The 19,424-nt window shown below is 72.9% G+C and carries 18 protein-coding genes and 3 tRNA genes; 7 read left to right on the top strand and 14 right to left on the bottom strand.

Annotated elements, in window-relative coordinates; genetic code table 11:
* Positions 1-43: 43 nt before the first annotated feature.
* Positions 44-460 (bottom strand): TIGR02611 family protein, encoded by a 417-nt coding sequence (locus ABWI07_RS31210; RefSeq protein ID WP_149263296.1) that lies wholly within the window; start codon positions 458-460, stop codon positions 44-46.
* A 287-nt stretch (positions 461-747) separates the two neighbouring features.
* Here ABWI07_RS31210 and ABWI07_RS31205 point away from each other — a divergent pair, with 287 nt between their 5' ends.
* Complete coding sequence (locus tag ABWI07_RS31205; protein ID WP_149263295.1) at positions 748-1,161, top strand: SsgA family sporulation/cell division regulator; 414 nt, start codon at positions 748-750, stop codon at positions 1,159-1,161.
* On the opposite strand, the gene sthA is transcribed toward ABWI07_RS31205, so the two are convergent.
* A complete protein-coding gene (gene sthA / locus ABWI07_RS31200) occupies positions 1,158-2,561 on the bottom strand; it encodes a Si-specific NAD(P)(+) transhydrogenase (RefSeq protein ID WP_149263294.1) in 1,404 nt (467 codons plus the stop codon). The two genes, ABWI07_RS31205 and sthA, sit on opposite strands and share 4 nt — an antisense overlap.
* A gap of 50 nt (positions 2,562-2,611) precedes the next feature.
* The gene (locus ABWI07_RS31195; protein ID WP_149263293.1) at positions 2,612-3,211 is read right to left on the bottom strand and encodes a TetR/AcrR family transcriptional regulator; all 600 of its coding nucleotides are present in this window, start codon (positions 3,209-3,211) and stop codon (positions 2,612-2,614) included.
* A 108-nt stretch (positions 3,212-3,319) separates the two neighbouring features.
* Between ABWI07_RS31195 and ABWI07_RS31190 the strand changes: the two genes are divergently transcribed.
* The 3 genes from ABWI07_RS31190 to ppgK are packed head-to-tail and all read left to right on the top strand — an operon-like array spanning position 3,320 to position 5,176.
* Positions 3,320-4,063 (top strand): SDR family NAD(P)-dependent oxidoreductase, encoded by a 744-nt coding sequence (locus ABWI07_RS31190; RefSeq protein WP_149263292.1) that lies wholly within the window; start codon positions 3,320-3,322, stop codon positions 4,061-4,063.
* A complete protein-coding gene (locus tag ABWI07_RS31185) occupies positions 4,063-4,383 on the top strand; it encodes a DMT family transporter (protein ID WP_149263291.1) in 321 nt (106 codons plus the stop codon). The genes ABWI07_RS31190 and ABWI07_RS31185 overlap by 1 nt, the downstream gene beginning before the upstream one ends.
* A gap of 28 nt (positions 4,384-4,411) precedes the next feature.
* Positions 4,412-5,176: a polyphosphate--glucose phosphotransferase gene (ppgK, locus tag ABWI07_RS31180; protein ID WP_149263290.1), complete on the top strand. Its 765-nt coding sequence runs from the start codon at positions 4,412-4,414 to the stop codon at positions 5,174-5,176.
* On the opposite strand, the gene ABWI07_RS31175 is transcribed toward ppgK, so the two are convergent.
* The 9 genes from ABWI07_RS31175 to ABWI07_RS31135 form a co-directional block, all read right to left on the bottom strand.
* Entirely contained in the window at positions 5,173-7,893 is a 2,721-nt protein-coding gene (locus tag ABWI07_RS31175) for a glycoside hydrolase family 38 N-terminal domain-containing protein (protein ID WP_353820722.1), read from the bottom strand. The two genes, ppgK and ABWI07_RS31175, sit on opposite strands and share 4 nt — an antisense overlap.
* The gene (locus ABWI07_RS31170; RefSeq protein WP_353820721.1) at positions 7,884-9,080 is read right to left on the bottom strand and encodes a CehA/McbA family metallohydrolase; all 1,197 of its coding nucleotides are present in this window, start codon (positions 9,078-9,080) and stop codon (positions 7,884-7,886) included. The genes ABWI07_RS31175 and ABWI07_RS31170 overlap by 10 nt, the downstream gene beginning before the upstream one ends.
* Positions 9,077-10,204 carry an ABC transporter ATP-binding protein gene (locus tag ABWI07_RS31165; RefSeq protein WP_353820720.1) on the bottom strand — a complete coding sequence of 376 codons (1,128 nt, stop codon included), beginning with the start codon at positions 10,202-10,204 and terminating at the stop codon, positions 9,077-9,079. Before ABWI07_RS31165 ends, ABWI07_RS31170 begins: the two co-directional genes overlap by 4 nt.
* Positions 10,204-11,031, bottom strand: coding sequence for a carbohydrate ABC transporter permease (locus tag ABWI07_RS31160; RefSeq protein ID WP_141584916.1), 828 nt, complete (start codon positions 11,029-11,031; stop codon positions 10,204-10,206). The genes ABWI07_RS31165 and ABWI07_RS31160 overlap by 1 nt, the downstream gene beginning before the upstream one ends.
* Entirely contained in the window at positions 11,028-11,993 is a 966-nt protein-coding gene (locus ABWI07_RS31155; RefSeq protein ID WP_353820719.1) for a carbohydrate ABC transporter permease, read from the bottom strand. Before ABWI07_RS31155 ends, ABWI07_RS31160 begins: the two co-directional genes overlap by 4 nt.
* Positions 11,965-13,389 (bottom strand): extracellular solute-binding protein, encoded by a 1,425-nt coding sequence (locus tag ABWI07_RS31150; RefSeq protein WP_149263285.1) that lies wholly within the window; start codon positions 13,387-13,389, stop codon positions 11,965-11,967. The genes ABWI07_RS31155 and ABWI07_RS31150 overlap by 29 nt, the downstream gene beginning before the upstream one ends.
* Before the next feature lie 81 nt (positions 13,390-13,470).
* Positions 13,471-14,307 carry an aminotransferase class IV gene (locus ABWI07_RS31145; RefSeq protein ID WP_235037254.1) on the bottom strand — a complete coding sequence of 279 codons (837 nt, stop codon included), beginning with the start codon at positions 14,305-14,307 and terminating at the stop codon, positions 13,471-13,473.
* Positions 14,258-15,274 (bottom strand): chorismate-binding protein, encoded by a 1,017-nt coding sequence (locus ABWI07_RS31140; RefSeq protein WP_353820718.1) that lies wholly within the window; start codon positions 15,272-15,274, stop codon positions 14,258-14,260. Before ABWI07_RS31140 ends, ABWI07_RS31145 begins: the two co-directional genes overlap by 50 nt.
* Positions 15,271-15,975 (bottom strand): ArsR/SmtB family transcription factor, encoded by a 705-nt coding sequence (locus tag ABWI07_RS31135; protein WP_353820717.1) that lies wholly within the window; start codon positions 15,973-15,975, stop codon positions 15,271-15,273. The genes ABWI07_RS31140 and ABWI07_RS31135 overlap by 4 nt, the downstream gene beginning before the upstream one ends.
* 124 nt (positions 15,976-16,099) lie before the next feature.
* Between ABWI07_RS31135 and ABWI07_RS31130 the strand changes: the two genes are divergently transcribed.
* The 3 genes from ABWI07_RS31130 (at position 16,100) to ABWI07_RS31120 (ending at position 16,390) form a co-directional block, all read left to right on the top strand.
* Positions 16,100-16,171, top strand: a tRNA-Gly gene (locus ABWI07_RS31130).
* A 41-nt stretch (positions 16,172-16,212) separates the two neighbouring features.
* Positions 16,213-16,283: transfer RNA gene (locus tag ABWI07_RS31125), tRNA-Cys, on the top strand.
* A 32-nt stretch (positions 16,284-16,315) separates the two neighbouring features.
* A tRNA-Val gene (locus ABWI07_RS31120) sits at positions 16,316-16,390 on the top strand.
* A gap of 452 nt (positions 16,391-16,842) precedes the next feature.
* Here the strand turns inward: ABWI07_RS31120 and ABWI07_RS31115 are convergent.
* Both ABWI07_RS31115 and ABWI07_RS31110 read right to left on the bottom strand, forming a co-directional pair.
* Positions 16,843-18,192, bottom strand: a complete 1,350-nt coding sequence (locus ABWI07_RS31115) for a M20/M25/M40 family metallo-hydrolase (RefSeq protein ID WP_353820715.1) — start codon at positions 18,190-18,192, stop codon at positions 16,843-16,845.
* The gene (locus ABWI07_RS31110; protein ID WP_353820713.1) at positions 18,189-19,355 is read right to left on the bottom strand and encodes an MFS transporter; all 1,167 of its coding nucleotides are present in this window, start codon (positions 19,353-19,355) and stop codon (positions 18,189-18,191) included. The genes ABWI07_RS31115 and ABWI07_RS31110 overlap by 4 nt, the downstream gene beginning before the upstream one ends.
* Positions 19,356-19,424 lie beyond the last annotated feature (69 nt).

Below are 19,424 nucleotides of genomic sequence, written 5' to 3'. Positions count from 1 at the left end.
CTAGCGCATGTCCTGGGGTGGTCGCGCGCTGGTTTCGCGGGGGTCAGGTCCAGAAGGCGGGGTCTTCTATGTTCCAGGGGAGGGTCTTGCCGTAGACGGCCAGGTAGGCGGTCAGGGCGGCGGCGAGGGCCAGGGCGGTCAGGGTGCCCAGGATGGTGTTGCGGCGGCGGGCTCGGGGGTCGAAGGCCTTCTCCTTGGCGCGGTCGGCGGCGGTCTTGGCGCGGTGGAGGGCGCGCTGGGCCCAGGCGAACTCTGTGGCGAGGATGGCCAGGCCGATGACGATGCCTAGGAGCCCGGGGCCCGGGGTCACCATCATGACCAGGCCGCCGACGAGGACGGCGGCGCCGGTGAGGAAGACGCCGGCGCGCCAGGCGGTGTTGAGGAGGGGGTTGCGGCGGATCCGGGCGCGGAGGCGGTGGATGAGGCGGGGCTCCGCTTCCTTTTCATGATTTATTGCCACGGATTTACTCTAAGGCAGCGGATGGGCCGTCGGGGGCGCCGGGGAGCGTGCGGATCTGCCTGCGGGGCGGGCGGGTGAGGGCGAAGGAAAGTTTCGGATGATCCGCTTTTGCGCAGGTCAGACGCTGGTTTTGCTAGGGTGAGATGGATCACAAAGGCCGGGGACGCCGGAATGTTCGGCCGAGTTCAGGCAGTTAGGCGTCATAGATCGCGGGGATGTCGGTGAGGAGGAGAACCGCTCACCGGAGCACCCGTGAGCCAGCGGGACCGACGTAAGAGGGAATGGCCATGAACAGCAGTACCACCGTCTCAGCAGAGCTGGGCCTCCGTCTCGTCGTCCCCGACAGCACGACCGTCCCCCTGCTGGCCGGGCTGGAGTACGCGGCCGACGACCCGTACGCCATCCGGATGGCCTTCTACGTGGGCGACGACGAGCCGGTTGAGTGGATCTTCGCTCGGGAGCTGCTCACGGTCGGCATCGTGCGCAAGGTCGGGGACGGGGACGTCGAGGTCTGGCCGGGCGAGGACGACGGCACGCTGAACATCGCGCTGTCCTCCCCGTTCGGGGACGCGCTGTTCGAGGTGCCGCTCTCCCCGCTCGCCGACTTCCTCCACCGGACGTACCAGGCGGTGCCGGCCGGTGAGGAGAGCGAGTTCATCGACATCGACGCCGAACTGGAGAACCTGCTCTGGCCGTCCTAGCCGGACAGCCGCGCGATGTGGCGCATCTTGTTCATCGCGTCCAGGGCGGCGACCTTGTAGGACTCGGCGAGGGTGGGGTAGTTGAAGACGGCGTTGACGAGGTAGTCGATCGTGCCGCCGCAGCCCATGACCGTCTGGCCGATGTGGACGAGCTCGGTGGCGCCGGTGCCGAACACGTGGACGCCGAGGAGCCGCCGGTCCTCCGGTGAGACGAGGAGTTTCAGCATCCCGTAGGAGTCCCCGATGATCTGGCCGCGGGCGAGCTCGCGGTAGCGGGACACGCCGACCTCGAAGGGGACCTTGGCCTCGGTCAGGGCGTCCTCGGTGCGGCCGACGAAGCTGATCTCGGGGATGGTGTAGATGCCGATGGGCTGGGTCTCGTGGATCTGTGAGACCGGCTCGTCGCAGGCGTGGTGGGCGGCGAGGCGGCCCTGCTCCATCGAGGTGGCCGCGAGGGAGGGGAAGCCGATCACGTCCCCGACCGCGTAGATGTGCGGGACCTCGGTGCGGTAGTGCTCGTCGACCTTGATCCGGCCGCGCCGGTCGGCGGTGAGGCCCGCGGCCTCCAGGCACAGGTCGCCGGTCATGCCGTGGCGGCCCGCGGAGTACATGACGGTGTCGGCGGGGATCCGCTTGCCGCTCTCCAGGACGGTGATCGCGCCGCCGCCCGTCCGCTCGACGGACGCGACGCTCTCGCGGAACCGGAACGTGACGGCCAGGTCGCGCAGGTGGTACTTGAGGGCCTCGACGATCTCCAGGTCGCAGAAGTCGAGCATGCGTTCGCGCCGCTCGACGACGGTGACCTTGGTGCCGAGCGCGGCGAACATCGAGGCGTACTCGATGCCGATCACGCCGGCGCCGACGACGACCATGGTCTCGGGGATGCGGTCCATGTGGATGATGCCGTCGGAGTCGATGATCGTCCGGTCGTCGAAGTCGACGGTGTCGGGCCGGGCCGGGCAGGTGCCCGTGGCGATCACGATGCGGTCGGCGGTGACCTTCTGCTCGCGGTCGCCGGCGCCGCTGACGGCGATCGTGTCGGGCTCCAGGAAGCGGCCGGTGCCGGAGAGCACCGTGACGTGGTTGCGGGCGAGCTGGCTGCGGACGACGTCGGTCTCGCGGCCGATGACGTGCTGGGTGCGCATGCCGAGGTCGGCGATGGTGATCTCTTCCTTGACCCGGTAGCTCTGCCCGTACAGCTCGCGCTGGTTGAGCCCGGTCAGGTAGAGGACGGCCTCGCGGAGCGTCTTGGACGGGATCGTCCCGGTGTTGATGCAGACGCCGCCCATCATGTCGCGGCGGTCGACGATGCCGACTTTGCGGCCCAGTTTGGCGGCGGCGATGGCCGCGCGCTGCCCGCCGGGTCCGGAGCCGAGGACGAGGAGATCGAAGTCGTTCACTCCCCCAGTCTGACGGTCAGGCACCTTACTGATAAGGGCTTTCGCCGGATCTATCCCGATGCCAGGAGGCCGGCGGCGAGCGCGTCCAGTCCTGACTTGATGCGGTCGAGGGGCATGCCGAGCGTGCGGCGCTGGTGGAGGAACAGGTTCGCGGCGAGGGGCGCGAGGAGGGCGTCGGCCAGGTAGGCGGTGTCGGCGTCCGGGCGGATCTCGCCCAGCAGCATCGCCAGGTGCCGGTGGTAGAGCCCATAGGAGCCGTCGCGGAAGCGGGCGTCGGGCGGGTCGGACTCGGCCATCAGAAGCAGGTCGGCCTGGGCCTCGGTGCGGTCGGCCAGGGCGTGCAGGAAGGCGCGGACGCGCTCGGCGGGGGCGGCGCCCGGGCCGAGCGGCGGCGGGCCCTGGATGAAGGCGGCCTGGAAGTCGCGCTCGCGGTCGTCGATCACGGCGTAGACGAGCCGGGCCCGGTCGCCGAAGCGGCGGTAGACGGTGCCGACGCCGACCCCGGCGGCCCGCGCGACCTCGTCCATGGAGACGGCCTCGGGCCCGCGGGTGGCGATCACCTCCGCGGCGGCGCGCAGGATGCGGCGGCGGTTGTGCGCGGCGTCCGCGCGCTCGGCGGGCGGCCGCCCCACCACGGGCAACTCCCGCATCCAGCCCCCTCTAGGCACGGCACACCAGCGTAACGGGTTTGTATCCGGAAAGTTCTCCGGTTAAGCTCGCTAACCGGAACTTTCTCCGTTTAGTGGACGGGAGTCGGGATGACAGCGGATCTGGCGGGACGGGCGGCGCTGGTGACGGGAGGCGGGCGCGGGATCGGGGCGGCGATCGCGCGGCGGCTGGCCCGGCACGGCGCCGACGTCGCGGTGACCTACGTGCGGGCCCCGGAACGGGCCGCAGATGTCGTCCGCGACATCGAGGCGGCGGGCGGGCGCGGGCTGGCGATCGCCGCCGACGCGGCGGATCCGGAGGCGGTCTCCGCGGCCGTCGACCGGGCGGCGGCGGAACTCGGCCGGCTCGACATCCTGGTCAACAACGCCGGGATCGCGCCCTACGGGCCGCTGGAGGACGTGTCGGTCGACGAACTCGACCGGACCCTGGCGATCCACGTCCGGGCGGCGTTCGTCGCGGCGCAGGCTGCGGCCCGCCACCTCGGGCCGGGCGGGCGCATCATCAGCATCGGCAGCAGCCTCGCCGAGCGCGTCCCCTATGCCGGCTGGACGCTGTACGCGACGAGCAAGTCGGCGCTCACCGGGCTCACCCGGGGCCTGGCCCGCGATCTCGGGCCGCGCGGGATCACCGCGAACGTGGTGCAGCCGGGCTCGACCGACACCGAGATGAACCCCGCCGACTCCCCCGACGCCGAGTTCGAGCGCGGGTTCACGGCGCTCGGCCGGTACGGGCGCGCGGAGGAGATCGCCGCGATGGTCGCGCATCTGGCGGGCCCGGGCGGGGACTATGTCACCGGTGCGGCGATCGCCGTGGACGGGGGGTATGCGGCCTGATGGCGTGGGTGTTCCTGCTGATCGCGGGGTTGACGGAGCTGGTGTGGGCGACGGCGCTGAAGCAGTCGGACGGCCTGACGCGGCTCTGGCCGACCGTGATCGGGCTGTCGGTGGCGCTGCTCAGCGTCGTGGTGCTGTCGCTGTCGCTGCGGACCCTGCCGGTCGGGACGGCGTACGCGGTCTTCGTCGGCCTGGGGGCGCTCGGCGTCGCGCTCGTCGGCATGGTCGCGTTCGGTGAGAGCGCGTCGCCGGCGCGGCTGGCGTTCCTCGCCCTGATCGTCGTCGGCGTCGTCGGGCTGCAGGTCCTGGAGGGCTCTTAGCCGGGGCAAGATCGGGCAGAGTGGGGGCATGGCGAGGGAGATGCTGGGGATCGACATCGGCGGCTCGGGGATCAAGGGGGCCGCGGTCGACCTGTCGGACGGCTCGTTCACGCGGGAGCGGTTCCGGGTGGACACGCCGCGGCCGTCCAGGCCCAAGGCGGTCGCGAAGGTGCTCGCGGAGGTCGTGGACCACTTCGGATGGGAGGGGCCCGTCGGGGTCACCTATCCCGGCGTGGTGATCGACGGCGTGACGATGTCGGCGGCGAACGTGTCCAAGCGCTGGCTCGGGCTGGAGGCGCGGGCGCTGATCGCGGACGCCACCGGGCGCGAGATCACGCTGCTCAACGACGCGGACGCGGCCGGGATCGCGGAGATGCGGCTCGGCGCGGGACGCGGCCGGCACGGCACGGTCGTCGTGCTCACGCTGGGGACGGGCATCGGCAGCGCGCTGTTCACCGACGGGGTCCTCGTCCCCAACACCGAGTTCGGGCACCTCCAGATCGACGGGGAGGACGCGGAGATCCGCGCGTCGGCGAAGGCGCGGGACGAGCAGGGCCTCGGCTGGAAGAAGTGGGCGAAGCGGCTCAGCGTGTACATGCGGCACCTGGAGGCGCTGATCTCCCCGTCGCTGATCATCGTGGGCGGCGGGGTGAGCAAGAGGTCCGAGCACTTCATCCCGCTGATCGAGGGCGTCCGGGCGGAGATCGTCCCGGCGCGGCTGGTGAACAACGCGGGGATCGTGGGGGCGGCGATGGCGGCGGAGGCAGCGCATCCCCTGGAGGCCGCACGCTAGGACCTCCTGAGCCGGACGGTCGCGATCTCCCAGGGCCGCAGCGCCAGCGCGACCGTCCCCTCGTGGACGTCGAGCGGGATGCCGGGGCGTCCGCGCAGGTCGACGCGGGTCGCCTCGACGAGGTCGCCCCGCAGGACGGCGGTGGTGGGGTGGGCGCACTGGGCGACCATCCGGGTCTCGATCCAGCCGTCGCGGAGGCGCATGGAGGTCATGGCCACGCCGTCGCCCGTGATCGAGACGCCCTCCCGGGAGGCCGGGAGAGGCGTGGCGGCCCGTCCGTAACCGGCGGCGGTGAGCAGGTCGTGGCGGTATGCCTCGGCCGCCTGGAGTACCTCGGTTCCTGGCGCTTCGCCGGAGTAGGGCATGACCGCGAGGCCGACCGTGCGCTCGCCCCGGCACTGGGCCTGCGGCGTCGGGAGCTGCGGCCCGGCGGGCTGGTCGCGGTAGGCGTTGCGGTCGCGCGACAGGTAGCCGATCGAGCGCAGCAGCGTGAGCGCCATCTCCCGCCCGCCGAGGACCTCGTACTCGGTGGCGTGCTCCAGCAGGACGGCGAGGCCGCCCGCGGCGACGAAGCCGGACGCTGGGAACGTCGGCACGGGGCGCTCCCCGAAGCCGCCCTCGGCGGTGAGCCCCCGCTCGAGGATCGCGAACTGGCCCTCGGCGAAGGACGAGCCGGCCTGGCGCGGCAGCGACATGTGGAGCCGGACGCGATGGTCGTCGCACCGGTTGTCGAACGTGACGCGCAGCCGCAGGAAGGGCTCCCCGGCGCGCAGTTCGGCGCGGGTGGTGACGGTCACGTCCTCCTCGGCGGTGGACCGGGCGTCGCCGGGGACGTCGCCGGAGGCGGGCCACCGGTAGGTCCGGACGATGTCGAGCGCGGCGACGAGCGGCCCCTCCCACACGGGCCGGACGTCCACCGTCCGGGGATCGCCGACGATCCGGTCCTCGGCGGGCGGCGCGTAGTTGTAGGAGTCGCCCAGATCGCCGCCGTCCACGATGCGGCCGACCCCCTCGACGACGTGGCCGGACGGGGTGCGCAGCTGGAGCGTGCCGTCGTCGCGGACGTCGGCGCGCAGCAGCCCGTTGTCCAGGACGCTCCCCTCGGCCCTCACCGGCGCTTCCGGGGCCCCGCCCGGGGCGGCGGGCCGGACGGCGGTCAGTCCGAGGGCCGGCACCTCCACAAGCGCGGCGACGGTGCGGCGCGGGTCGGCCAGGATCCGCACGCGCCAGTCGCCGTCCGCGCCGCGCAGCGCCTCCCGCACCTCGCCGATGTCGAACGGGACGTCGGCGCGGGCCGTCACATGGAAGGTGAGGGTGCGCTCCTCCCGGGACACCGACCAGTCGCGGATCTCCTGCCCGAACAGCACCCGCCCGTACACCCGCTCCAGCAGGACGGGCAGCTCGGAGGCCAGGTGGACGGCGTCGTCCAGCACGGTGGGGGCGGTGTCGAGCGTCTGGACGGGGACCGGCCGCCCGTCCCCCGTCTCCAGCCCGGGCTCCCCTTCGCAGGGGATGTCCAGGGTGACGAGGCCGGTCCGCGTGGCGGGGGTCGGGTTGAACACCAGGTGCGAACCGAGCGGCACCTTCCCGGCGCGTTCGGCGGTGACGAGGTCGCAGACCGCGCGGCCGAGCTGCTCGGCCTCGGCCATGCGCGCCGCGACCTGCTCGGCGGTCTCGTCGCTGCCGCAGCCGGTGACCGAGTCGTGGCAGCTCACCTCGATGAGGTTCCGCCACGCCAGGTCGAGGAAGCGCTGCGCGTCGCCGGTGTACCAGAGCGCGGTCAGCGGCTCGGCGTACCGCTCCACAAGCCGCTCGGCGCGTCCCATCAGCTGCTTGAGCCGGACGCGGGCCGACAGCACGCCGGGCAGGATGTTGGCGCGCGCGTGGGAGCGCAACTCGCCCCGCACGCGCGGCAGGCCGTCCACGGACGTGTCCTCCCCCGCGAAGTACCCGGCGAGGGTGTCGAGGCGCATCGCGAGCCCGGCCGAGGCGACCCGGTCGGCGAGGTCGGCGGCGGGCGCGGTGTGGTCGGCCCCGTACATGGCCAGCAGGGCGCCGCCGCCCGGGTACCAGCGGCCCATCGACTCGGCGAACCCGGCGACGCGGCCGGTCAGCAGCGACGCGCCGTCCTCGAACTCCTCGAACATCGACGCGGCGTTGCCGTAGCCGCCCTCGGGGAGGTACTGGGTGCGGATCGCGGTCCCGTCCGGCGCCTCCCAGGCGAACGCGCGGGTGCGGACGCGGTCCGGGACGCCGCGCCACACGCAGGCGTGCTCGATCCCCGCGAGCCTGAGGATCTGCGGCGTCTGCGCGCAGTGCCCGAACTGGTCGGGCAGGTAGCCGACCATCATGGCGGCGCCCAGCTCCTCCGCGCGGCGCAGCCCGAGCTCCAGGTTCCGGACGATGTTCTCCCCCGAGCACAGGAACTCGTCGTGCAGGATCTGCCAGGGACCGACGGCGAGCCGGCCCTCCCGGACGAGCGCGGCCACCCGGTCCCGCCGCTCGGGACGGATCTCCAGGTAGTCGTCGACGGCGGCCATCTGCCCGTCCAGCGTGAAGTGCCAGCGGGGATCGGCCTCCATGCCGTCGATGACGCCGTCCAGCAGCGACACCAGGCGGAGCCGGAAGCGCTGGAACGGCAGGTACCACTCGCGGTCCCAGTGGGTGTGCGGCACGACGACGATCTCGGAGTCCTCGGCCCGGCGTTCTACCCGCACAGTGCGATCACCTCGTTCTCGTGGGTCTCCAGGCGGTGCATGCCCGCCGTGTCCGCGGGCATCCGGACGCGGTCGCCCCGGACGGCGGCCCGCCGCCCGTCCGGCCGGACCAGCACGGTCCCGTCCGCGCCGATGGCGGCGAGCTCGTCGCCGAGCCGCAGCAGGACCGGCGCGTCCGGCCCGGCGGACACCGACGTCCGCCCGGCGGCGAGCCCGCCCATCACGTCCTCCCCCTCGGCGAGGACCCAGGTGACGGGCTCGCCGAGGGTCTTCTCCTGCGCCGGGTCGTGGAAGTCGCTGCCGCCCAGGGGGACGACGCCCTCGGGCCGCCACACGTCCGCCCAGGCCAGCGGGGCGCCCCAGCGGCGGTCCCACCAGGACGAGTGCCAGATCTCGGCGAAGCGCGGACGGTGCCCGGCGGGCAGCGGGCGGCGCCAGGCGCAGTCGCCGCTCAGCGGGTGGTTGACGGACATGAGGCCGCCGCGCGCGGCGGCGGTGGCGGCCCAGTCGGCGCTCGGCCTCCGGAAGTCGATCCAGCCGGTGCCGCCGAAGACGTTCGCGTGGCCGAGGTCGGTGGTGACCTCCTGGCCGGGCAGCAGCAGGATCCCGGCGTGCGCCCCGGCGGCGGGCAGCTCGGGATGGTGGCTGACGGTGTTGTGGTCGGTCACGGCGAGGAAGTCGAGGCCGCGGGAGGCGGCGAGGCAGGCCAGCTCGGGGACGGTGAGCGTGCCGTCGCTGTGGACGGTGTGCGAGTGCAGGTCGCCGGCGAGCCACCGCATCCCGTGCGGGGCGGGGAGCTCCCGGCGTGGCGGCCGTTCCGGTCGTGGGGGCGCTGGATGGTCCGGACGGTCTGGGATCGATCCCGAGGTGGTGACGGTGACCTCGTACGGGACGCCGTCGGGCGGGATGCGGTGCAGCCCGAGCCAGACGTGCCAGACGCCGGGTTCGAGCTCACCGGGGAGGTATCCGGGCGTCGCCCGGTCGGCCGCGATCGTGAACCGGCGGCGCGCCCCGCCGGACCAGCCGCGGAACCCGTCCGGCCCGTGGCAGCCCAGGTCGATCACCCCGCCGTCGAAGGAGAGCCCGACCGTGACCGACGCGGTGCCCGGCGGCACCTCGAAGGGGAGTTCGCGCAGGCCCTGCTCCAGACGGTCTTCCAAGGTCCACCGCCCGCTGTGCACGGTCATCCACGCCTCCCCTCCCCGGCCAAGGGCTTCGCCGCCGGCCCGGCCTCGCCGCCTCCGCCGGTCACCAGCTCGCCGTCGCGGTAGAGCAGGACGCGGCCCGGACGCGGCAGCGCCCATCCCTCCGCGTGGAAGTGGGCCTCGAAGTCCTCGCCCACCACGGCCCGCACCGTTTCGCCGCCGACGTCCAGGGTCACGAGGGAGGCCCCGCCGAGGTTCTCCACGACCGAGACCCTCCCGCCGAACGCCCCGTCCACCGGCTCGGTACTGAAATCCATGTACTCGGGACGTACCCCGCACACGACCTCCTGCCCGTCCAGCACGAGGCCGCGCGCCTCCTCCGGGACGGGCAGCTCGACGCCGCCGACCGCGACCGCCCCGCCCCGGACCTTGCCGGGCAGCAGGTTCATGGGGGTCGAGCCTATGAACGAGGCCACGAACAGGTTCGCCGGGCGCCGGAACACCTCCGCGGGCGTCCCGATCTGCCGGATCCGACCCGACTCCATGACCGCGATCCGGTCGGCGAGCGCCAGGGCCTCCGCCTGGTCGTGCGTGACGAACACCGTCGTGACCGCGACGCGCTGCTGGAACCTCTTCAGGAAGGTGCGGGCCTCCAGGCGGAGCCGCGCGTCCAGGTTGGACAGCGGCTCGTCCAGCAGGAGGACCCGCGGGTCGGCCACCACCGCGCGGGCGAGCGCGACCCGCTGCTGCTGGCCGCCCGACAGCTCCCCGGGGCGCCGCCCCTCCATCCCCGTGAGACCGAGCTCCCGGACGGCCTCGGCCGCGCGCTTGTACCGGACGGCGCGGCTCTGCTTCCTGACGCGCAGCGGGTAGGCGATGTTGTCCATGACGGTCATGTGCGGGAACAGCGCGTAGTCCTGGAACACCATGCCGACGTCGCGCCGGCCCGGCTGGAGCCGCGTCACGTCCTTCTCGTCGAGGCTGATCGTCCCGCCCGTGGCCGCCTCCAGCCCGGCGATCGTGCGCAGCAGCGTCGTCTTCCCGCAGCCGGACGGGCCCAGCAGCGCGAAGAACTCGCCCGTCCCGACGTCCAGGTCGAGCGCGTCCAGGGCCCGGACGCCGCCCGGATAGACCTTCGCCAGCTCCCGAATGGTGATGGACGCCATCAGCGCTTGATCCCTCCGTGGAAGCGGAAGCCGTACCGGCGGCTGACGAACAGGTACATGAGCACGACCGGCAGGGAGTACAGCAGCGAGAACGTGGAGATCAGCGGCAGGTCCGGCTGGCCGCCCTCGGTGTAGAACGTGTACATGATCACCGAGGCGGGGGCCTTGTCCGGATTGCGCAGCAGCAGGAACGGCATGAGGAAGTCGCCCCACACCTGCGCGACCGTCCAGACCGCCACGGTGGCCAGGCCGGGCCGGATCACCGGGACGACCACGTGCCGCAGGACCTGAAGCGGCGAGGCCCCGAACACCCGCGCGGCCTCCTCGTAGGACGTGGGCGTGGCGTCGGTGAAGTCCTTCAGCAGGAAGATCGCCGCCGGCAGCAGCCCGCCGGTCAGCACCAGGACCACGCCGAGCCGCGAGTCGATCAGGTGCAGGTTGAAGGCGAGCAGGAAGACCGGCACCATCGCGGCCGTCCCGGTGATGATCGACGACAGCAGGAGCAGGACGTAGAGCAGCAGGTCCCGGCCGGGCACCCGGACCCGGCTCAGCGCGTAGGCGGCCAGCGACGCGGTCGTGACGACGAGCGCGGCCGTCCCGGCGGCCAGCAGCACCGAGTTGCGCAGCGAGGCGAGCGCGTACGGGTTGTCCATCAGGACCCGGAAGTTGTGCAGGGTGAACTCGGGCAGCGACGCCGCGATGCCCGGGTTCGCGTCGAACGGCGCGAAGGCGAGCCAGAGCAGCGGCAGCGCGAAGAACCCGAGGACGGCCGAGACGAACACGGCCAGGCCGATGCGGCGCAGCAGCTCGCGGACGGTGTCGTTCACGCGGCCGCCCCCGCCGCCGAACGGGCCTCCCCCTTGCGGGCGCGGTCGCGCAGCGCCCGCAGGTAGAGCAGCGCGATCACCAGGTTGACCAGGATCATGACCAGCGAGATGGCGGCGCCGAAGCCGAGCCGGCCGTCGCCGAGCGCCGTCCGGTACACGTACACCGACATGATCTCCGAGCGCCCGTCCGGGCCGCCGGCGGTGATCAGGAAGGGGGTGAAGTCGTTGAACGTCCACAGGCTGACCAGCAGCAGGCTCGTCAGCACGTGCCCCCTGATGCGCGGGAGCACCGCGTCGCGGAGCGTCTGCCACGTGGAGGCGCCCGCGAGCCGCGCCGTCTCCAGATGGGACGGTGGAACGTTCCCGATCGCCGCGCCGTAGAGCATCATCGAGAACGCGGTCCCGCGCCACACGTTGAAGACCACGATGCACGCCATCGGATGGTCGAGCAGCCACGCCGTGCCCGGCGTGCCGAGCACGGCGTTGAGCGTGCCGCCGTCGCGGTCGAGCAGCGCGATCCACAGGAACGCGATGACCGAGGACGGCAGGATCCAGGCCAGCAGCACCAGCCCCTCCACCAGGCGCCTGACCGGGCCGGACCGGTCGCGCATCACCCACGCGATCGCGAAGCCGAGCACGGTCTGCCCGATCACCGCCGACCCGAGGACGAACTGGAGCGTCAGCCACAGCGACCGGTGGAAGTCCCCGTCGCCGAGCACGTCCCGGTAGTTGCCCGCCCCGACGAACCGCGGCTCGCTGGCGGCGATGCCGGTGAGCCGGTAGTCGGTCGTGCCCAGGTAGAGCGTCCAGAGCGCGGGGAACACCAGGAACACCGCGACGAGGACCAGCGCGGGCGCGACGAAGGCGGCGGCGCGCCCCCGGCCCAGCCCGGCCGCGTCGTCCCCGGTGGACGGCGCGGCCGCGGGCGGGGCGTCAGCGCGGGGTGACGTGGGCGGCGCCACCGACGATCCCCTCCAGCTTCTTGGTGTACTCGGCGGCCGCCTGGTCCGGGCTCTTGCCCGACACCACGCTCGCGGTGGCCTCCTGCAAGGCCGTCGACACCTGCGGATAGGCCGAGAGCCCCGGACGGTAGGACGTGACGGGCAGGACCTTCTCCGACACGAACGTCAGGAACGGGTCGCCCGCGAGGATCTCCTTGTTCACGTCCGTCCTGGACGTGATCTCGGGAGTGCCGGCCGTCCGCGCCTTGACCATCTCCGGGGAGTTCATGAAGGCCAGCAACTCGAACGCCTGCTGCGGGTACTTGGTGTTGGGGTTGAGGACGGTCACCGCGCCGCCCGACATGCTCACGAACGACTGCCCGCGCAGGCCCCGCCCCGGGGAGAGCGCGGGGATGAGCGCGTAGCCGACGTCCTGGTCGCGCGTCTTCATCTTCGCGACGCCGGTCTTCGGGTTGAGGACGTCCCGCCAGAAGTAGTCGCCCTCGAACAGAATCCCGATCTTGCCCGCGGCGAACTCCTCGAACGACTTGTCGCGCCCCTTGGCCTCCTGCTGGAGCTTGGGGTCGCCGAGGCCCTCGCGGCCGTAGACCTGCGCGTACAGGCCGAGGACCTGCTTGAGCGCCTCGCCGCCGCCCGTCCACTTGCCGTCCGCGTAGATCTCGGCGCCGGCTCCGGCCAGCAGCGGGAGCGCCCCCTGCATGCTGGTGGCCTCGCCCATCGCGGTGCCCGCGTTCAGCTGGATCGGCGTCACGCCGGGGAGCCTCTTCAGGGCGCGCCCGGCCGCGAGGACGTCCTGCCAGCTCTTCGGCTGCCAGTCGGCGGGCAGCCCCGCCTGCCCGAACAGCTCCTTGTTGAAGAAGATGACCCGGCCGTCGGTCGCGGGCGGGACGCCGTAGCGCTCGCCGTCGAACATCGCCAGCCGTTGGACCGATCCAGGGATCTTCGACCAGCCGTCCCACGCGTCGGCGGGGGCCCCGACCGCCTTCTTGAGCGGCAGCAGGTAGCCGGCCTGGGCGAACTCGCCCACCCAGATGCCGTCGATGTCCATGATGTCGGCACCCGAGCGCGACTTCAGGTCGAGCGCCAGCTTCGTCTTGTACGCCTCGTCGTCGACGCCCTGCCCGCGGAACGTCACCTTCGCGGTGACGCCCTTGGCCTTCTGCGCCGCGACGAACTTCGGGATCACCGTCCTGGTGATCCACTCGGCCTCTTCGGTGTTCTTGCCGCCCTCGATGGCGTTGCGGGTGATCGTCAGGGAGAAGCTCTTGGCGTCCTTGCCGCGGTCCGGGTCCGCCGAGGATCCGCCGCCGCACCCGGCGAGCGCCGCGCCCGCCAGCACGAGCGCGGCCGCCGCGCCGATCCGCCTCCTGGAGAAGTCCCTACTGGAGAAGACCATGGGTGACCTCCTACAAGCGTCACCACATAACGTGACCGAAGAATTCGATCACGTAAAGACTCCGGAGATCGTTTTCTTGGTTCAGGGGTCCATCAGCTCGGCGGAGCGGGCCGCGAACGCCTCCATGGCCTTCGCGGTGATGGGGCCGGGGGCCGCCGGGAGCACCGTTCCGTCCACGGCCCGGATCGGCTGGACGTCCCGGGTCGTGGACGTCAGGAACGCCTCGTCCGCCCGGTACAGGTCCTCCAGCGCGACGTCCTCCTCCTCGCCGCCGCACCACTCCAGCGTCAGCGCGCGCGTCACCCCGGCCAGGCAGCCGGACGACAGCGGCGGCGTCACGAGCCGCCCGCCGAACACGACGAAGATGTTGCTCCCCGTCCCCTCGCACAGGTTCCCGGCGAGGTTGCCGAAGATCGCCTCACCGCCGCCGCGCTCCTGGGCGTAGGAGAGCGCCAAGGCGTTCTCCGCGTAGGACGTGGTCTTGAGGCCCGCCAGCGCGCCCCGCTCGTTGCGCGGCCACGGCACGACCGTCACGTCGGTCGTCGGCGGGAACGGGTCCTGCGGGCCGACGATGATCGACACCGTCGGGCCCACGTCGCCGCGCGCGGAGCCGAGCGGGCCAGGGCCGCTGGTGTAGGTGATGCGGATGCGGGCCAGCGGCCACTTCGGGGCGGCGGCGAGCACCTCCAGGGTGCCCTGCGCGAGCGCGTCGTGGTCGGGCTCGGGCAGGCCCAGGCCGGCCGCCGAACGGGCCAGCCTGCGCAGATGCCGGGTCAGCGCGAACGGCTCCCCGTGCGCCGCCTTCACGGTCTCGAAGATCCCGTCCCCGACGAGCATGCCGTGGTCGAAGACCGACACCGTCGCCCGCTCAGGGTCGAGCAGTTCCCCGTTCAGCCAGATCCTGGCCCGCTCCGTCACCTGCCGCCACCTCCAAAAGCCGAGCCGCCTTCAGCTCGGTCTCGCGCCACTCGCGGTGTGGGTCGGACCCCCAGGTGATGCCGGCGCCGGTACCGAACCGCAGGAGGCCGTCCTCCGCCCAGAAGGTCCGGATGCCCACGGCGAGGGCGCCGCGCCGGGAGTCCGCGTCCACCCAGCCGATGGCCCCACAGTACGGCCCCCGGGGGACGGGTTCGAGCTCTTCCAGCAGCCCCAGCGCGCTCGACTTCGGGGCGCCGGTCACCGAACCGGGAGGAAACGTCGCGGCGACCAGCTCCGGCCAGCCGCCCCCCGCGAGCCGCGCCCGGACGGACGACACCAGGTGGACGAGCCCCGGATGCTCCTCCAGCGCGCACAGCTCCGGCACGCTCACCGAGCCCGTCTCCGCGACCCGTCCGAGGTCGTTGCGGACCAGGTCGACGATCATGACGTTCTCGGCGCGGTCCTTGGGCAGGAGGTCGTCCGCCGTCCGCCCCGTCCCCTTGATCGGACGGGACTCGACCACCTCGCCGTCCCGCCGCAGGTACAGCTCGGGCGACGCGGAGGCGACCTCCAGGCCCGGGATCTTCAGCGTCATCGCGTGGGGCGCCGGATGCCGCTTGGCGAGCCTCTCCCCCAGCCCGGCGATGTCGGCCCCGGCGGGCAGCTCCGCGGACAGCACGCGGCAGAGGTTCGCCTGGTAGACCACACCGTCCGCGATCGCGGCGCGGATGCGCTCGACGCCCGCGACGTATGCGGCCTCGTCCAGGGAACTCGTCCACTCCCCCGGCGCGGCCCACGCCCCCTCCGGATGCGGCGCGGGCCTCACCGACTCGAACCGGGCGCACGTGGCCTTGCCCTCGTAGGTCACCACGACCGCCCACCAGCCGCGCGAATCCAGCGCCCCCAGGTCGGAGGTCACATCGGCGAGACCGGTGGCCAGCATCCCCCCGGCATAGGCGAAGCTCACCCCAGCACGCACCCGAACGAGTCGGCCAGGCCCGCCAGCCCGGCGTCGGTCACGACCAGCGCCCGCCGCGTGCTTCCCCGCTCGAACCAGCCGAGCTCGATCATCCGGGTGGTCAGCGCCGCGCCCAGCGCCCCGTTCAGGTGCGGCCGCCGCTCCGTCCAGTCGAGGCATTGCCATGCGAACCTGCGCCGCGTCCTCCGCAGCTCCTCCAGATCCAGGCCCAGGCCCTGCAGCCGCTCCTCGCCCTTCTCCGTCACCTCGTAGGCGTCGCCGTCCGCCGCCTCGAGCAGACCGCCGTCCACCAGCGCAGCGAACAGCGTCACCCCGGCGATGCCGGCGAGATGGTCGTAGCACGTCCGCGCCTCGTGCAGGCGCCGCGCGTCCCGCGACTGCCGCAGGCTGTTCACCCGCACCGGCGGGCTGATCCGCGACAGCGCCTCGATCACCTGCGCGACCTCGCTCCCGCGCAGCCGGTAGTACCGGTGGCGCCCCTGCTTCACGACCGTCACGAACCCGCCGTCCAGCAGCCGCGACAGATGCGCGCTCGCCGTCTGGGCGCTCACCCCGGCCGTCCTCGCCAGCTCCCCCGCCGCCAGCGGACGCCCGTCCAGCAGCGCCGTCAGCATCGCGGCCCGCGCCCGGTCGGCCAGCAGAGCCGCGATCGGCGCGAAGTCCACACTCACGACCTGTTCCGAGCCCATGCACCGAGCCTAGGCGACCCGCCCTTCGACCAGCGTCGAAGCGTCCGCCCACCGCCCCGCGGGAAACCGGTTCGCGGAACCGTCCCGGACGCGCTAATCTTTTCCCCGTCGCCGCAGGGCGCAAGCGGAAGTGGCTCAGGGGTAGAGCATCACCTTGCCAAGGTGAGGGTCGCGGGTTCAAATCCCGTCTTCCGCTCTGAGGGGCCTTTCAGGCTATGACCCAGAAGGTCTCCTTCTGGTGGAGTGGCCGAGAGGCGAGGCAACGGCCTGCAAAGCCGTGTACACGGGTTCAAATCCCGTCTCCACCTCAACCCCGTACCTCCCCGGAGGTCACGGACAAGGGCGATTAGCTCAGTGGGAGAGCGCTACCTTGACACGGTAGAGGCCACTGGTTCAATCCCAGTATCGCCCACCAGCGGGTCGGCATGCTCGGCGAGCTTCGCTCGCCTTCGCCGAGGCTCGCAATGCCTTCCCGGGGGGCGACCCCCAGACTCCCGAGTCGGGCCATCATGGTCGGCGCAGCTGCGCCTTCCCGGTGGCCCGCAATGCTTTCCTGGGGGGCGACCCCCAGACCCCCGAGTCGGTCCATCATGGTCGGCGCAGCTGCGCCTTCCCGGTGGCCCGCAATGCTTTCCTGGGGGGCGACCCCCAGACCCCCGATGTGGGGGACTCCGTCCCCCACGCCCCCTGCGGTGCGGGCTGGGCTTTGAGGTCACCGTCGGGAACTCCATCTGGCGGGACACTTCATGCACGTTGCTCGTGGCTCGCGGTGCTTTTCTCAGGGCCACCTGGGGCCCCGATGCGGGAGGCTCCGGTCGCCGTGCGTGAAGGGTCGGGCGGCCTTTCCCTCGTCGCGTCATGGCCGGTTCACGGCGGCAGCATTGAGAGTTCGTTGAGCAGGAGCGCCTCGGCCAGGCAGGCGTGTTCGAAGTCGGCGAGGTGCAGGCTCTCGTCGGTACTGTGCGCTCGGCAGGCGGGGTCGCCGCCGGGGCTCGTCACCAGGATCGCAGCCTCGGGATAGGCCGCGGCGAACTCCGCCACGAGGGGGATCGCGCCGCCGCCGCCGATGTCGACGACATCGCGGCCGTAGGCGGCGCGGTAGGCGCGGCGCGCGGCGTCGAAGACGGGGCCGTGCGGTTCGACGACGTGCGGCTGCGCGAGGTCGGCCTCGGTGATGTCCACTTTCACGCCCCAGGGCGCGTGGTCGCGGAGGTGACGCGCCAGCGCGGCCCGCGCCCGGTACGCGTCGTCCCCCGGCGCGAGGCGGAGGCTCACCTTGGCCCGGGCGGTCGGGGCCAGGGCGTTGGACGCGCCGGCGACCGCCGGAGCGTCGATCGCCAGCACGGTCGCCGCCGGCCTGGCCCATATCCGGTCGGCGACGCCGCCGGTGCCGAGCAGCGGGACGCCGTCCAGTACGGCGGCTTCCGCGCGGAACCGCTCTTCGGGGTACTCGACCTCCGGCCGCCGGGCGGTGGTGAGGCCGCGCACCGCCACATCGCCGCGGTCGTCGTGGAGGGTGGCGAGCAGCCGGCAGAGCGCGGTCAACGCGTCGGGAGCGGCGCCGCCGTAGGTACCCGAGTGCACTTCCTGCTCGAGGGCCCGCACCTCGACGACGCAGGCGGCCAACCCGCGCAGCGTCGTGGTGAACGCCGGGACGCCCACCGCGAAGTTCTCCGAGTCGGCCAGCACGACGGCGTCCGCGGCGAGGGCGTCGCGTTCGCGGTCGAGCAGCTCGCCCAGCGTCGGAGAGCCGATCTCCTCCTCGCCCTCGACGAGGACCGTGACCCCCACCGGAGGCCGACCGCCGTGGGCCCGGATCGCCGCCAGATGCGCGGCGATCCCGGCCTTGTCGTCGGCGGTTCCACGGCCGTACAGCCGTCCGCCGGCCACCCGGGGCTCGAAGGGCGGGCTCGTCCACGCGGAGGGGTCGCCGGCGGGCTGAACGTCGTGGTGCGCGTAGAGCAGGACGGTGGGCCTGTCCGCGGGTGGCGGGAAATGGGCGAGCACCGCAGGACGTCCGGTCCCCGCGTGGTCCACGATCTCGGTGCGTTGCGCGCCGGCCGCCTCGAAGAGGCCGGCCGTCAGTTCCGCGCTGCGGGCCAGCTCCGGCGCGGCGCCCGGGTCGGCGCTCACCGAGGGAATGCGCACCAGGTCGTTCAGGTCGGCCAGCACACCGGGCATGTTCCGGCGCACGGCCTGTCGAAGATGGTCGGTCACTGGGTTCTCCTCCGGTCGGTCCAGGCGGGGACGAGCGCGATGAACAGGACTGCGGCGGCCAGCAGGAACCCCGCCGGGTACCCCACCGGTCCGGCCACCAGGCCGAAGCCGACGGCGCCGACCCCCATGCCGCCGTCGTAGGCGAGGTTCCACAGCGCGCTGACCTGGCCGAACCTCGACCTGGACGTGCGCTGGAACATCAGGGTCAAGGTGACGTTCTGGGCTGCTCCGAACCCGGCTCCGAAGACCGCCGCGCTCGCCACCAGCAGCCACGGGTTGTCCGGCCGGACGAGTCCGGCGCCGCCGAGGGCGGCCGCCAGCACCGCGGGGACGAGCAGGCGCCCCGGGTCGCGGCCGTCGCCGTACCGGCCCGCGAGCCAGCGGGCGAGCGGCATGGCCGCGGCCTGCGCCAGCAGCGCCAGCGCGGCCGTGCTTCGCGCATCGGCCGGCACGGCGAGGGGCAGGAAGGTCAGCAGGATCCCCGCCACCAGCGTGACGGCCGCGAAGATCACCGTGGGGCGGCGGAGTCCGCCGGTGCGGAGTCCGCCGAGGACCCCCCTGTGCTGCTCGGCCGGTCCCCGCGCGGAGGGCAGGCCGGCCGCCGCGGCCAGCGTGCCGAGCGAGACGACGGCCCCGGCGGTGAACACGAACCCGTAGCCGACGTGCGCGCTCAGCCACAGGCCCAGCGGCAGGGCCACGACGGCGGGGATCCCGACGGCGACGCCGTACACGCCCAGCGCATGACCGCGCCGACGGCCCGGTACCAGTTCGGCGACCAGCGCAGGACCGGCCACCACGACGATCCCGAGCCCCGCCCCGCGTGCCGCGCACGCGGCCAGCACCAGCGGCAGCGCGGGCGACACCGCCAGCAGGGCCGACGGCACACCGAGCAGGAGCAGACCCAGCGCCATGCCCATCCGGTAGCCGCAGCGGCTCAGGACGGCCGGTACGGCGAGTTCCATCAGCACCGTGGCGGCCATCATCACGCCGGTCGACAGCCCCGCTCCCGTGTCGCCCGAACCGCCCGTCGCCGTGTACAGCGGGACGACGGGGACCAGCAGGTAGAAGCCGGTGAGCGCGCCCAGCGACGCGGCCAGCAGGAAGATCATTTGGCGTTTCGGCGCAGCCTCGCGCCGGTCCGCCTCCACGTCCAGATCGGTCACCGCAGGATCGTCGCGGGGCGGCGGGCCCCGGCGCATCGGGCGGATGCCCTGTCCGGCATCCCGAGGTTT

This window comes from Actinomadura sp. NPDC000600, from assembly GCF_040492135.1.
GTDB lineage: Bacteria > Actinomycetota > Actinomycetes > Streptosporangiales > Streptosporangiaceae > Spirillospora.
This window is presented reverse-complemented; position numbering and strand designations above follow the sequence as displayed.